The sequence below is a fragment of the Paraburkholderia sp. Cy-641 genome, from assembly GCF_011752945.1.
GTDB lineage: Bacteria > Pseudomonadota > Gammaproteobacteria > Burkholderiales > Burkholderiaceae > Paraburkholderia.
Map to the genome: position 1 here is coordinate 38,053 of NZ_VWWM01000032.1, position 13,841 is coordinate 51,893.

10 protein-coding genes are annotated in these 13,841 nt (G+C 65.4%); all 10 read left to right on the forward strand.

What is annotated here, in order from left to right:
* Positions 1-427 precede the first annotated feature (427 nt).
* Positions 428-1,345 carry a LysR substrate-binding domain-containing protein gene (locus F3J20_RS18960; protein ID WP_167048926.1) on the forward strand — a complete coding sequence of 306 codons (918 nt, stop codon included), beginning with the start codon at positions 428-430 and terminating at the stop codon, positions 1,343-1,345.
* A gap of 488 nt (positions 1,346-1,833) precedes the next feature.
* Positions 1,834-3,444 carry an ABC transporter substrate-binding protein gene (locus F3J20_RS18965; RefSeq protein ID WP_167284196.1) on the forward strand — a complete coding sequence of 537 codons (1,611 nt, stop codon included), beginning with the start codon at positions 1,834-1,836 and terminating at the stop codon, positions 3,442-3,444.
* A gap of 8 nt (positions 3,445-3,452) precedes the next feature.
* Positions 3,453-4,394 carry an ABC transporter permease gene (locus F3J20_RS18970; RefSeq protein WP_167284197.1) on the forward strand — a complete coding sequence of 314 codons (942 nt, stop codon included), beginning with the start codon at positions 3,453-3,455 and terminating at the stop codon, positions 4,392-4,394.
* Complete coding sequence (locus F3J20_RS18975) at positions 4,395-5,225, forward strand: ABC transporter permease (RefSeq protein ID WP_167048920.1); 831 nt, start codon at positions 4,395-4,397, stop codon at positions 5,223-5,225.
* Positions 5,222-7,117 carry an ABC transporter ATP-binding protein gene (locus F3J20_RS18980; RefSeq protein WP_167284198.1) on the forward strand — a complete coding sequence of 632 codons (1,896 nt, stop codon included), beginning with the start codon at positions 5,222-5,224 and terminating at the stop codon, positions 7,115-7,117. Before F3J20_RS18975 ends, F3J20_RS18980 begins: the two co-directional genes overlap by 4 nt.
* Positions 7,118-7,283: 166 nt before the next feature.
* Positions 7,284-8,213: a LysR substrate-binding domain-containing protein gene (locus F3J20_RS18985; protein WP_167048916.1), complete on the forward strand. Its 930-nt coding sequence runs from the start codon at positions 7,284-7,286 to the stop codon at positions 8,211-8,213.
* Positions 8,214-8,439: 226 nt separating this feature from the next.
* Positions 8,440-9,561 carry a M14 family metallopeptidase gene (locus F3J20_RS18990; protein WP_167284199.1) on the forward strand — a complete coding sequence of 374 codons (1,122 nt, stop codon included), beginning with the start codon at positions 8,440-8,442 and terminating at the stop codon, positions 9,559-9,561.
* A gap of 35 nt (positions 9,562-9,596) precedes the next feature.
* A complete protein-coding gene (locus F3J20_RS18995; RefSeq protein ID WP_167284200.1) occupies positions 9,597-10,670 on the forward strand; it encodes an ornithine cyclodeaminase in 1,074 nt (357 codons plus the stop codon).
* Between the two features lie 85 nt (positions 10,671-10,755).
* Positions 10,756-12,393, forward strand: a complete 1,638-nt coding sequence (locus tag F3J20_RS19000) for a gamma-glutamyltransferase family protein (protein ID WP_167284201.1) — start codon at positions 10,756-10,758, stop codon at positions 12,391-12,393.
* Between the two features lie 56 nt (positions 12,394-12,449).
* On the forward strand, positions 12,450-13,823 hold the full coding sequence (locus F3J20_RS19005) for an MFS transporter (RefSeq protein WP_167284202.1): 1,374 nt from the start codon (positions 12,450-12,452) through the stop codon (positions 13,821-13,823).
* Positions 13,824-13,841: the final 18 nt, after the last annotated feature.

Genomic DNA, 13,841 nt, shown 5'->3' on the forward strand with positions numbered 1-13,841 from the left:
TCGTCAAAAACGCGGTCCGGTTTGATAATCCCGCACGATTCACGGAGCAGTCCATTGCGAACCTGCGTACCTGTTTGGGGCGATCCATGAAGATCGCTTTCGCAATTCGTCCGACGAGATGAACCATGACGTTGTCAGCCTCCAAGATGACAGCCTGTTCTGAGCGATGGTTCTGTCGGTTCGCTCATCCGGCTTTGTATTGGGATGGAGTCTGCCACGCCATATTGGCGATAACGATTGCTTTTGGAGATCGCGATAGGCCTGATCGTCCGCCTGGCGAGCCGCTATCGCGGCGCGCGGGGAGGGTGGGTGCGAACGCGGAGTGCCGCGGCCGTCGAGCGGATCGGGACCTCGGATGGCGCGGATCGATGTGCTACGATCGCACGTCCTCCCTTCAGTGGCGCTCTTCGGTTGAACAGGCTTCCGTATGACGTTGAATCAGCTTCGGGTCTTTTGCACGGTATTCGATCAAGGTGGATTTCGCGCGGCCTCACGCTCTCTCGACATCTCGCAGAGCACGCTGACTCAGTCCATCCAGAGTCTTGAAACCGAACTCGGCGTTACGCTGCTCAGCCGCTCGCATCAGGGCGTTAGCCTGACTCCGCATGGAGAGCGTTTGCTGGCGCGCGCCCGGGCGATCATCAGCGACTGCGATCGCGTTTCCGAAGATATGCAGCAGTTGAGCGGGGAACCGACCGGCACGATCTCGCTCGGCATGACATCGGAGCCGCTCGGGGAAGTGCTGCTGCCGGTGCTCAAGCGATTCATGGCGAGCTACCCGCGTGTACGCGTGCATGTTTCGAGCGGATCGTCATTGCAATTGCTCGAACGGATTCGCGACGGCCGGCTCGATTTCGCGATCTTCCCCATCTCGCCGCAGGTCACCGATGCGGACATGAACATCGAGCGTCTTTACGAATCGACCGCCGGCATCATCGCGCGCAAAGGGCATCCGAAGGCATCCGCAACGTCGATCCGGGAATTGGCTAACTGCGAATGGATTGGCTTGCTGACGCGCAATATCATCGGCGGAGCCGAGAGCCGGCTCGTCAGCCTGTTCAGGTCGCAGGGCCTGGGGGTTCCGAAGGTCGTCATTACCGCGGAGTCGCTGCTCGAAACACTGCACATGGTTTCGGAAACGGACTATCTGACGCTTGAGCCGCGCGCGCTGGTCGATTTCAAACTGTATAAATCCTCGCTGATTTCCATACCGATCAAGGAAGGTTTCGATCCGCGCGAAGTCTGCCTCGTTCGCAGGCGCAATGCGCCATCCACGCCGGTCATGCAGGAACTCATCACCATGATGATTTCGTACTCGCGCATGGCGCATCGGCAGATTCTCTGACACGCCAGTCCGCTCACTCGACGGCTCGACCGGCGCAGCGTCGATTCCGTACCGCGAGCGTGCTCGTGCTCGTTCTTTCGCACCTGGTCCCGTAGCCGTCGTCGCCTCGACGCAGGCTGCCGGCGCCACCATAACGCGGCCATAGCGCGGCCATAGCGCGCCGGCTTTCCCGGCAGTTTTCCCGACCTCCGTTTGCCGTTGCCGCTTTGGGCTTCGCGGTACGCGTGTGCTTCATCCGGTGATCGGAAATATGGATCGCGATATTTTGACCAGACTTCCTTGCGCCTATCCGTGTGCTTAGCATCGTCGTCAGCGGCGCGATAAACGCGCTCGCGCACCGCACACCGTGGCACTCAGGTTTGCCCGGCGCGACAGGGATATCGATCAGGAGACCGGATGTCAGATTCGAATGTCAGCACGCCAGCGCCATGGCCGCTTTCTTTTGCTTGCGCAGGGCACCTGCTCAGGACATCGCTCGGGATACCGTTATGACATCGCGCCGCTTCCGGGCAGGCAGGCTCGCGGGTCTGACTGCGGCAAGGCGCGCAGCGGCGGCGCTCGGCGTGCTGGCTTGCGCGCATATCGGGCTGCTGCCGGCCCTCGCCATGGCCGAGATGAGCACGGCGGCGCAAAGCGAGATTCGCGTGGCCCAGGTCGCGGACACGCCGACCTCGATGCCCGGCAACGTCGCCCGCAACACCACGACCGACAATATCCTCGGCAACGTCGTCGAATCGCTGGTCGCCTTGCGGGCCGACCAGAGCGTGGGGCCGATGCTCGCGGATAGCTGGGACATTTCGCCCGATGGCCGGACCTATACGTTCCATCTGCGCCACGGTGTGCTGTTTCATGACGGCACGCCGATGACCTCGAAAGAGGTCAAGTGGAGTTTCGAATTCCTGATGAAGCGCAGCTCCGGCTTCGAGTGCCGTAATGCCTACGACGGCAGCCGAGGCGTGCGCGTCGTCGAGGTCCGCACGCCGGACCCCCATACGGTGGTGTTCCAACTCGATCGGCCCTACGCGCTGTTTCTGACGCGCATGGTTGATCCGCGCTGTCCGCTCGCCGTGCTGAGTCCGTCGAGCGTCGATGCCGACGGCCACTGGCTCAAGCCCGTGGCCACCGGTCCGTTCGTGTTTTCGGAGTGGAAGCGCGGACAGTATGTGCTGCTCAAGCCGTTTGCCGGCTACCGTCCGCGCCCGGAACCGTCCAGCGGTTACGCCGGCGCGAAGCTCGCGCACGGCGACGTGCGTTTCGTCGTGATTCCCGATGCGGCTGCGCAGAAGTCGGCGCTGGTCGCGGGCCAGATCGATCTGACATCGGTCGGCGAGAACGGCGTGCTGCCTCCGGACCCGCGCTGGCGTCTCGTCACCGGGCCCGGCACCGATCCGGCCGCGCTGCTGATGCAGACGCGCGACCCGTTGCTCTCCGACGTACGCATCCGGCGCGCGATTGCCCTCGCACTCGATCTGCCGGGCATCGTCAACGCGGTGACCGACGGGCACGCACGCTACAACCCGTCGCTCGTGCCCGACGCGAACACGCTGTTCACGCGGGCCGATGCGGTGGGCTACACGAAGAATCTCGCGCAGGTGAAGCAGCTGCTTGCGGCCGCGGGCTACAAGGGACAACCGCTGACGCTGGAGACGAACCGCAGTTTCGAGTCCATGTACACGCTGGCGGTGTATGTGCAATCGCTGCTGACCCAGGCCGGCATCCCGACGAAACTCGACATCGTCGAATGGGGCAAGCAGGAAGTGGACTTTCATTCGGGTCATTTTCAGATGATGGCGTTCGACTACTCCGCGCGTCTCGATCCGGCCTTGATGTATAGCGACGTGCTCGGCGACAAGACCAAGATTCCGATGGCGCAATGGGAGAACCCCGCGGCGCGCGCGCTGTTGCGCAGCCTGCAAGGCGAGACGGACGAAACCGTGCGCAGGAAGGTTTTCGAGCAGCTGCACGCCATGATGATCGCCGATGTGCCGATGATCATGCTGTATTACACGCCGGACCTGCTGCTCGTAAGCAGCCGCCTCGAAGGCGTGGCTTCGTGGCCGATGCGGCGCATCCGCGTGTTCAACATCATCAAGCACTAAGGATCAGCATGGTGTCCTATCTACTCAAGCGCATTGCAATGGCGGTGCCGACCGTGGCGATCGTCACCGTGCTCGTGTTCGGCATGATGCGCGCCATTCCCGGCGACCCCGCCACGCTGATGCTCGGCGACATCAACGACCCGGCGTTGCTCGCGCAGATGCGTCACCAGTTCGGGCTCGACCGCTCCGTCGCCGATCAGTTTCTGCTGTGGCTCTCGCATCTGATGCATGGCGACCTCGGCATGTCGATCGTGCGGCATCAGCCGGTTTCCGAACTGATCGCCACCACCTTTCCGGTGACCGCCGAGATCGTGCTGGCCGCGACGTTCATGGCCAGCCTGATCGCGATTCCGGCAGGTCTTATCGCGGCATGGTCGCAGAACCGGCGCGCGGACCCCGCGATCGTCTTCACCGCGATCCTGTTCGTGTCGCTGCCGAGCTTCTGGGTCGGCATTCTGCTGATGTGGGTGTTCGGCGTGAAGCTGCACTGGCTGCCGACCTTCGGCTATCAGAGCTTCGGCGATGCGGGCTGGGGCACCGTGCGCTATCTCGTGCTGCCCGTGGTGGCGGTCGCGCTCGGCGAGATCGCGGTAATCATCCGCATCATGCGCGCGAGCAGCCTCGAAGTGTTGCGGCTCGAATACATCGCGCACGCGCGCGCCAAGGGCCTTTCCGAGCCGCGCGTGCTGATGCGCCACGCGCTGCCGAATGCGTTCGGTCCGGCGCTCACCGTGATCGGGCTTGTGCTCGGCCATCTGCTGGCGGGCGGGGCCGTGATCGAAACGGTCTTCACGCTGCCGGGTATGGGCCGTCTGCTCGTCGAAAGCATCTACGCGCGCGACTATCCGGTGGTGCAAGGCTGTCTGCTCGTGATCGCGCTGCTCTACGTGCTCGTCAATCTGATCGTCGACCTGCTGCATCCGGTTTTCGATCCGCGCCTGAAAATGTAAATGAAACTCTCCCTGTTCAAACGGCTCAATCTCGCGATCGGCACGGTACTGGTGGGCTGGCTCGTGCTGACCGCGCTGCTCGGTCTCGTCTATACGCCCTACGATCCGACCGCGGTCGATCTCGTTACGCGCTATGCGGCCCCGAGCCTGCACCACTGGTTCGGCACCGACGAATTCGGCCGCGACGTTCTCTCGCGCGTGATGGCGGGCGCCGCCGTCAGCGTGACGGTCAGCATCGGCTCGGTGCTGTTCGCGCTCGTCGTCGGCACGACGCTCGGCACCGTGTCGGGCTATGTCGGCGGCTGGTTTGACCGGCTGGTGCTGATGCTGACCGATGCGCTGATGGCGTTTCCCGGCCTGCTGCTCGCGCTCGGCATCATGACCGTGCTCGGCGCTTCGGAAGGCGCGGTCGTGCTGGCGCTCGGACTGGCCTACACGCCCTCGGTCACGCGGCTCGCCCATAGCGGCACGCTTTCGCTGCGCAGCCGCGACTTCGTCGTCGCTTCTCAGGCGATGGGCAATGGCGGCGCGTGGACCTTGTGGCGGCATGTCCTGCCGAATACGGTCGCGCCGTTACTGGTCTTCGCGACCTCGCTGTTCGGCTCGGCGCTGCTCGCGGAAAGCGCACTGAGCTTTCTCGGCCTCGGCGTGCCGCCGCCCGCGCCGACCTGGGGCGGCATGCTGGCCGACAGCCGCGATGCGATCGACCGCGCGATCTGGCTTGCCATCTTTCCGGGCGTGGCGATTTCGCTCGCGCTGCTCGGCATCAACATGCTCGGCGACGCGCTGCGCGATCTGCTCGACCCACGCATGAAAGGAGTGACGCGATGAGCGCGCCTGTTTCGAACACGGCGCGGCCCGACGTGTCCGCGTTGCCCGGGTCCGGCGCGCCGCTGCTGAGCGTACGCGACCTGACGCTCGCCTTCAACGTGCCGGGCGGCGCGCCGAAGAAAGTCGTGGATGCCGTCAGCTTCGATCTCGACGTGGGCCGTTCGCTCGCGATCGTCGGCGAATCGGGCAGCGGCAAGACGATGATCGGCAAGACGCTGCTGGGGCTGCTGCCCGACTCCGCGCGGATCGCGGGCGGCGACGTCCGCTTCGACGGCCATTCGTTGCGCGAGCAGACGCGCGCGCAATGGTGCGAGGCGCGCGGCGTCGGTATCGGCATGGTGTTTCAGGAGCCGATGGTGTCGCTCAATCCGGCATTCAGGATCGGCGTGCAACTGACCGAGGCGCTGGTGCGCAGGCGCGGACTCGTGCGCGACGAAGCGGTGCGCCGCGCGGAAGTCATGCTCGAACGGGTGCGCGTGCGCAATCCGCAAGACTGCATGAAGCGCTATCCGCACGAATTTTCGGGCGGCATGCGGCAGCGGATCATGCTCGCCTCGGCGATGCTGCTGCGCCCGAAGCTGCTAGTGGCGGACGAGCCGACCACCGCGCTCGATTGCGTGGTTCAGAAGGAAGTGCTCGACGTGATGACGGAACTCACGCGCGAGGAAGGAACGGCGCTGATCTTCATCAGCCACAATCTCGCGCTTGTCGCCGCTTATACCGAGAGCGTGCTGGTCATGCGCGCAGGCGTCGCGGTCGAAACGGGGCCGGCCGCGCGCGTGCTGTCGCGACCTTCGCATCCTTATACGCTGGCGCTGCTCGATGCGTTGCCGCGCCGTACTGCATCGCTTGCCGACACGTCGCGTGAAGCGCCAGGTGATGAGCCAAGTGAGGCGCCAGGTGAAGCGCCAGGCGAAAGCGTGCCACCCGTGCTCGAAATGCGCGACGTCGCGATCGACTACGCCGCGCCGCGCGCGACTCTCGCGAACTGGCTGCGCGCGAAGCTGCGGCCGCACGGTGGCGCGCCCGCGCGCGTACGCACCGTCTTTCCCACGTCGTTGCAGTTGCGTGCCGGCGAAACGCTCGCGATCGTCGGCGAATCAGGCAGCGGCAAGACGACTCTCGCGAAGGCGGTGCTCGGCCTCGTGAACCCGGCCGAGGGCAACGTGCTGCTGAATGGCGCGACCTATCTCGACGGCGGGCCGAAGTCGTTGCAGGCGGCGCGGCGCGCCATCCAGATCGTGTTTCAGGACCCGTACTCGTCGCTCGATCCGCGCATGCGCGTGGGCGAACTCGTTGCCGAAGGGCTGCGCGCGGACCGGACGCTCGACGCGGCGCAGCGCGACGAACGGGTGCGCTCGGCACTGGCCGACGTGGGGCTTGCCGAGCATGCGCAGCGCTTCGTGCACGAGCTATCCGGCGGCCAGCGGCAGCGTGTCGCGATCGCGCGCGCCCTGGTGAGCCGTCCCGCCGTCATCATCGCGGACGAGCCCGTGTCGGCGCTCGACGTGACCGTGCAGAAGCAGGTGCTCGACATGCTCACGTCGCTGCAGGCGCGCTACGGCTTCGCGTGCCTGCTGATCTCGCACGATCTCGGCGTGGTCGAGCAGATCGCCTCGCATGTGCTGGTGATGCTGCGCGGCTATATCGTCGAGGCGGGCACTCGCGATGCCGTGTTCGACGACCCGTGTCATCCGTACACGCGACGCCTGCTGCGAGCCGTGCCGGAACTGCGGGGCGACCGCGAGAGCGGATTTCGCGTGCAGGTGCGCGAGGTGCCGCCGCCGCGCCAGCCCGACGACGCCTATTTCGACCCGGATCGCGCGCAGGGCGCGCTGCCGCTGATGACCCGCGTGGACGGCGCGGCGGCGCACACGGTCGCGCTGCGTTGAAGGCGGGCCAGGACGCCGTGCGTGGCCGATGCCGGACCTGCGGGCGGTGCGCCCGGTTTGCGTCGGTGCCGGTGTCTGTGTCCACGCCGGTGAGCGGCCACCGCAACACCGCGCTGCACCCGCACCCGGCAGCGCGCCCGCCGATCCGCTCAATGGAGAAGTTCAGATGACCTTAGGCCAGCTGAAGGCATTTTGCACCGTGGTCGAGCAGGGCAGTTTCCGGGCCGCGGCCCGTTCGCTCGGCATCGCGCAGAGCGCGTTGACGCATGCGATCCAGAGCCTCGAAGCCGAGCTCTCGGTGTCGCTGCTGACGCGCTCGCATCTCGGCATCAGCCTCACGTCGTTCGGCGAAATGCTGCTCATGCGCGCAACCGCGATCCTCAAGAACTGCGAACGGATCGAGCAGGACATCCGCGAGGTCGAGGGCATGCCGTCGGGGCGAATCGCGCTCGGCGTGACCTCGGAACCGCTCGCCGATCTGTTGATGCCGGTGCTCAAGCGCTTCATGGCCGACTATCCGAACGTGCTCGTGCATATCTCGAGCGGCCCGTCGCTGATGCTGCTGGAGCGTATCCGCGACGGCCGTCTGGACTTCGCGCTCTGTCCGCTCTCGCCCGATATCGACGATGCCGATCTCGAGATCGACCGGCTCTATCGCTCGTCGCCCGCCGTGATCGCGCGCGCGGGGCATCCCAAGGCGAATGCCACCTCGATCGACGAGCTGGCCGACTGCGAGTGGATCGGCTTCAAACGCGAAGGCATTACCGGATTCGCCGCCAACCGGCTCGTCGGCATATTTTCGGAGCGCGGGCTCGGCGTGCCGAAGATCGTCATCACGGCCGAGACGCTGCTCGAATCGCTCTATTTCGTGAGCGAAACCGACTATCTGACGATGGACCCCGGCGTGCTGGTCGATTTCAAGCTGTTCTCCGGCTCGCTGATCCGGATTCCGGTTCGCGAAACCTTTAGCCCTGGCGACATTTGTCTGACCCGTCGCAGCGCGTCGCCGCTCACCACCTCGGCACAACTGCTGGCGAGCATGCTCGCGTCCTACGCGCGCCTGCGGCGTGGCGTGACGAGCGGCGCGAAGACGTAGCGCAGCGGGCGCGCGCCCCGCGCGGAATGCAAGCGAAATGCCAACTGCTTGCGAACCGGGCGCGAACCCAATGCGAACCAGATGCGAACTGGATACTAGTGATCTGAATCGTGGATCGCGATAGCCCGGAGCTGGCTTCCTGAGCTTGCCGCGCGTACTTAAGATGGTGTCATCCATGATGCGCTGCCTTTTCAGCCGCGCATCGCAACCGAGGAACTCCAGGTCCATGTCAATTCGCGACACTCACCGGCTGCTGCCGGGCGCCGACGGTACGGCGCATCATTTGTATGTTGATCGCTTCGGCCCGTCGGGCACCGGCAGGAAGGTTTACGTGCAGGCCGGCCTGCATGCGGACGAAGTGCCCGGCATGCTGGTCGCCGCGTGGCTGAAGACGCGCCTGCGGGCACTCGAGGAAGCGGGCAGCCTGCGCGCCGAGTGCGTGGTGCTGAGCGTGGCCAACCCGATCGGGCTCGGCCAGGCCGTGCTCGGCTATCCGCTTGGCCGTTTCGACCTGGCGAGCGGCCGCAACTTCAATCGCGGTTTTCCGATGCTCGCGGCGCAGATTGGCGACGCCATCGAAGGCCGGCTGAACGGCGACGCGCTCCACAACCGCGCAGTGGTGCGCGAAGCCTGGCGCGAACTGCTCGACAAGGCCGCGCCGCGCCACCCCGTGGACGACCTGCAGCGCACGCTCATGCAGCTCTCGATCGACGCCGACATCGTGCTCGACCTGCATTGCTCGCGCGAGGCGGCCATGCACATCTACACGGGCGAGGCCATCTGGAACGAGGCCGAGCCGCTCGCACGCTATCTCGGCGCGCGGGCCTCGCTGCTGGCGTTCGATTCCGGCGGCCAGTCGTTCGACGAGGCGCACAGCCTCACATGGTGGCAATTGCAGGAGCGCTTTCGCGGGCGCTATCCGATTCCCAACGGATGCGTTTCGGTGACGATCGAGCATCGCGGCCAACGCGACGTCAGCGACGAATTGGCTCGGCAGGATGCCGAAGCAATTATTTCGTACCTGACCTATGCGGGCATGATCGACGCAGCGGTCGAACCGCTGCCGCCCTTGCCGCATCCCGCCACGCCGCTCGCCGGCAGCGAGCAGTTCTACGCGCCGGCCACGGGCGTGCTGCTGCATCGCGTGGAAGAGGGCGCGCACGTGCAGGCCGGCGACGAGATGTTCGTGGTCGTCGATCCGGTCGAGGGCACGCGCACGGCCGTGCATAGCAGCACGAGCGGCGTGTTCTACATGCGGCGCGACGTGCGCTACGTGCGGGCGGGCGATCCGCTTGGCCGCGTGACCGGAGAAAAGACCCTGCGCAGCGGCTATCTGCTGGGCGCCTGATCCTGAACCATCGCACCAGACTGACGAGTGAGAACATGACTAGATATATCGACGTAAGCGACATGCGCCATCTGGCCGCATCGGTCGGCACGCAACGGCTCATCACGGAGATGGCCGAGTACATTCGCGCGGACTACCTGCGCTGGAACGAATTCGAGAAGTCCGCCCGGGTGGCGAACCATGTGCCGGGCGGCGTGATCGAGCTGATGCCGGCGTCGGACTCGACGCTCTACGGCTTCAAGTACGTGAACGGCCATCCGAAGAACACCCGCATCAACATGCTGACCGTCATGGCGTTCGGCGTGCTGGCGGAAGTGGAGACGGGTTTTCCCGTGCTCTTCAGCGAATTCACCATCATGACGGCGCTGCGCACGGCGGCAACCTCCGCGCTCGTCGCGAAGGCGCTGGCAAGACCCGACTCGCGCACGATGGCGCTGATCGGCAACGGCGCGCAAAGCGAATTCCAGATCCTCGCGTTTCGCGCGATGCTCGGCATCGAGGAAGTGCGTCTCTTCGACGTGGACCCGGCGGCCACCGACAAGCTGATGCGCAATCTCGCCGACGTGCCGGGGCTGAAGCTCGTGCGCGCGGCGAGCGCGGCCGAGGCCGTGCGCGGCGCCGACATCGTCTCCACCGTGACGGCCGACAAGACCAACGCGACCATTCTCACACCCGACATGATCGAGCCGGGCATGCACGTCAACGCCGTCGGCGGCGACTGCCCGGGCAAGACCGAACTGCATGCGGACGTGCTGACCGGCGCGCGCGTGGTGGTCGAGTTCGAACCGCAAACGCGCATCGAAGGGGATATCCAGCAACTGCCGCCGGAATTCCCGGTGATCGAGCTGTGGCGCGTGCTGTCGGGCGAGGTGGCGGGGCGCACGAGCGCCTCGGAAGTGACGGTGTTCGATTCGGTGGGCTTCGCGCTCGAAGATTTCTCGGCGCTGCGCTATCTGCGCGATGCCGCGAACCAGTACGGTATCGGCCGCGATATCGATCTGATTCCGGCGCCCGAGAATCCTAAGGATCTCTACCAGTTCGTGGCGGCGCCGCTGGACGCGCCGGCGCTTGCTTCGGCACCTGCTCAAGCAGCGGCGAGAGCCGCCTGAGCCCGACGGCAGCGTTGCACCATCCGGCCTTTCTGACCCTTCTGGCCGTTCGTCATTGCTTTATCGCCAACCGGTTTTCTTCTCCATGACGCGCTTCAACTGGCAAAACCCGTATCCGACACCGCGCTCGCCCGTGTTCGCCCGCAACATCGTTTCGACCTCGCATCCGCTCGCCGCGCAGGCCGGCCTGCGCATGCTGTGGAAGGGCGGCAACGCCGTCGACGCGGCCATCGCCGCGGCGGCGGCCATCACCGTGGTCGAGCCGGTCTCGTGCGGCCTGGGCGGCGACGCGTTCGCGCTCGTGTGGGACGGCCAGAAGCTGCATGGCCTGAACGCGTCGGGCGCGGCGCCCGCCGCGTGGAACCTCGACTATTTCCGCAGCCGCTACGGCGAGGAAAACGGCATCGCGAAACGGCCCCGACGCGGCTGGGACGTGGCGACAGTGCCGGGCGTGATCGCCGGTTGGGAAGCCTTGCATGCGAAGTTCGGTTCGCTGCCGTTCGCCGATCTGATGGAGCCGGCCATCGAAATCGCCGAACGCGGCCACGCGGTGGCCGGGGTGGTGGCGCGCAAGTGGAATGCCGCGATTCCCGAATTGCAGAATCAGCCCGGTTTTGCCGGCACGTTCATGCCGCATGGACGCGCTCCCGAGGTCAGCGAGCGCGTGTGCTTTCCGGGCCACGCGGCGACCTTGCGCCTGCTCGCGGAGCAGGGTCCGCGCGCCTATTACGAAGGCGAGATTGCCGAGCGCATCGCCGCGTTTTCGCGCGAGTGCGGCGGTGCGATGACGCTGGACGATCTGCGCAACTGTCGCGCGGACTGGGTCGAGCCGATCGGCAAGGAGTATCGCGGCCATACCGTGCACGAGATTCCGCCGAACGGGCAGGGCATTGCCGCGCTGATCGCGCTCGGCATTCTCAAGCAGTTCGACGTGAAATCGCTGAAGGTGGACAGCGTCGATTCGCAGCATCTGCAGATCGAAGCGATGAAGCTCGCGTTCGCGGACATCTATCGCTATGTGGCCGACCCGCGTTCGATGGAAGTCACGCCCGAACAGATGCTCGACGACGCTTACCTCGAATCGCGCGCGAAGCTGATCGACCCGAAGCGCGCGACGCATTTCGGCTTCGGCATGCCCGCCTCGGGCGGCACGATCTATATGTCGGCCGTGGACGAGCGCGGCATGATGGTCAGCTTCATCCAGTCGAACTACATGGGCTTCGGCTCCGGTGTGGTGGTGCCCGGCACCGGTATCGCGCTGCATAACCGCGGCTGGGGCTTTTCGATGGACCCGAAATCGCCGAACGTGGTGGCGGGCGGCAAACGGCCGTTTCATACCATCATTCCGGCGTTCCTCACGCAGCAGGTCGATGGCCGGCAGGAAGCGGTGATGAGCTTCGGCGTGATGGGCGGCGACATGCAGCCGCAAGGCCATCTGCAAACCGTGGTGCGCATGCTCGACTACGGCCAGCAGCCGCAGGCCGCATGCGATGCGCCGCGCTGGAAGATCAACCGCGACTTCACGCTCGACCTCGAAGCGACGCTCGATCCCGCGACCGTGCAGGGGCTGCGCGAACGCGGCCATCAGATCAAGAGCATGAACGACCCGTATATGGACTTCGGTTCGGGCCAGTTCATCTGGAGGCTCGATCGCAACGACCCGGAGCGCGGCTACGTGGCCGCGAGCGATTCGCGGCGCGACGGACTCGCCGCGGGCTTCTAGGCGTTTTCTCATTCTTTATAAGGTATTTCGCACGATGCACGGTGGAGGCCCGTCATATGACCAATGATAAAAACAGCGAAACCAGCAAGCTCCGGAAAGTCATCGTATCGACCATAGTCGGCGGCATGCTCGAATGGTTCGACTTCATGGTGTACGGCTACTTTTCGACGCTGATCGCACAGACGTTCTTCGTCGGCGTCAGTCGCGCCGAATCCTTGTTGCTCACGTTCGCGACGTTTGCCGTCGGCTTTCTGGTGCGGCCCATCGGCGGCGCCGTGATGGGCATGTACGCGGACCGGGCCGGCCGGGTCAAGGCCCTGTCGATGATCATGGTGGCGATGTCGGTCGGTTCGCTGCTGCTCGGTTTGACGCCGGGCTATGCCGCGATCGGCATCGCCGCGCCGCTGCTGGTGGTGGCCGGACGGCTGGTGCAGGGCTTCGCGGTCGGCGCGCAGTTCGCGCTTTCGTCGGTGACGATTTACGAAATGGCGCCGCCGGGCAAGAAGATGTTCTACGGCAGTTTCAACATGCTGACGTGGGGAATCGCAGCCATCCTGTCTTCGGGGTGCAGCTATCTGCTGTCGCGGCATCTGTCGCACGAGGCCATGCTGGCCTGGGGCTGGCGCCTGCCGTTCCTGGTCGGCGCGCTGGTCGGGCCGTTCGGTTTCTACATCCGGCATAGCGTCGGGGAGTCGGCGGAGTTCCGTCAGATGCAGGCGAATGCCGTCGCGCGTCTGCCGCTCGGTCGCCGCCTACGCGACTTCGTCGGCGAGAATGGCGACGCGCTCGTTTGCGCGATCGGCATCATCATGGGCGGCACGTCGCTGCTCTATGTGTGGCATGCGTACCTGCCGCACTACGCGCAAAGCCAGCTGCATCTGCCGATCAGTTCCTCGCTGCAGGCGGTGTTCGTCACGAGCATCATCTCGTGCGTGCTGTCGCCGGTATTCGGCGCGCTGGCCGATCGTGTCGGACCGTACCGGGTGTTCTGCTTCTTTATCGGCAGTTGGCTGATCTGCGTGTTCCCGCTGTTCTGGTTCCTGCTGGCCACGCCCACGGCGACGCGGCTGATACTCGTGCAACTGGTCGGCATTCTGTTCGTGACGCTGCAAGGCGCCGCGCATCCGGGCATGCTGGTGAGGCTCTTCACGGTGCAGGGCCGCTCGACGGGCGTGGCGATCTCCTACAACATCGGCGTGATGCTGTTCGGCGGGCTCGCGCCATTCTATATCTCGGTGGTCTCGCGCTTTACCGATGCCCGGTTCGTTCCGCCGGCTTATCTGGTCGGTACGACCGTACTGTCGTTCGTGCTGGTCGTGGGCACGCGCACGGGGCGGCGCGCGTTCAGGCTCGAGAGCGAGGAGCGGCGGCAGGCAGCCGCTGCGCGCGACGAGGCCGGTGCGGCAGGCGCCGTTCCTTCCAGCAAATAGATAGACCGGCAAGATGCA

Bases quoted from the DNA above. Each gene is read 5' to 3' on its own strand.
- F3J20_RS19005 (WP_167284202.1), top strand. From the start codon at position 12,450: ATGACCAATGATAAAAACAGCGAAACCAGCAAGCTCCGGAAAGTCATC.
- F3J20_RS18985 (WP_167048916.1), top strand. From the start codon at position 7,284: ATGACCTTAGGCCAGCTGAAGGCATTTTGCACCGTGGTCGAGCAGGGC.
- F3J20_RS18995 (WP_167284200.1), top strand. From the start codon at position 9,597: ATGACTAGATATATCGACGTAAGCGACATGCGCCATCTGGCCGCATCG.
- F3J20_RS18990 (WP_167284199.1), top strand. From the start codon at position 8,440: ATGTCAATTCGCGACACTCACCGGCTGCTGCCGGGCGCCGACGGTACG.
- F3J20_RS18965 (WP_167284196.1), top strand. From the start codon at position 1,834: ATGACATCGCGCCGCTTCCGGGCAGGCAGGCTCGCGGGTCTGACTGCG.
- F3J20_RS18970 (WP_167284197.1), top strand. From the start codon at position 3,453: ATGGTGTCCTATCTACTCAAGCGCATTGCAATGGCGGTGCCGACCGTG.
- F3J20_RS18980 (WP_167284198.1), top strand. From the start codon at position 5,222: ATGAGCGCGCCTGTTTCGAACACGGCGCGGCCCGACGTGTCCGCGTTG.
- F3J20_RS18960 (WP_167048926.1), top strand. From the start codon at position 428: ATGACGTTGAATCAGCTTCGGGTCTTTTGCACGGTATTCGATCAAGGT.
- F3J20_RS18975 (WP_167048920.1), top strand. From the start codon at position 4,395: ATGAAACTCTCCCTGTTCAAACGGCTCAATCTCGCGATCGGCACGGTA.
- F3J20_RS19000 (WP_167284201.1), top strand. From the start codon at position 10,756: ATGACGCGCTTCAACTGGCAAAACCCGTATCCGACACCGCGCTCGCCC.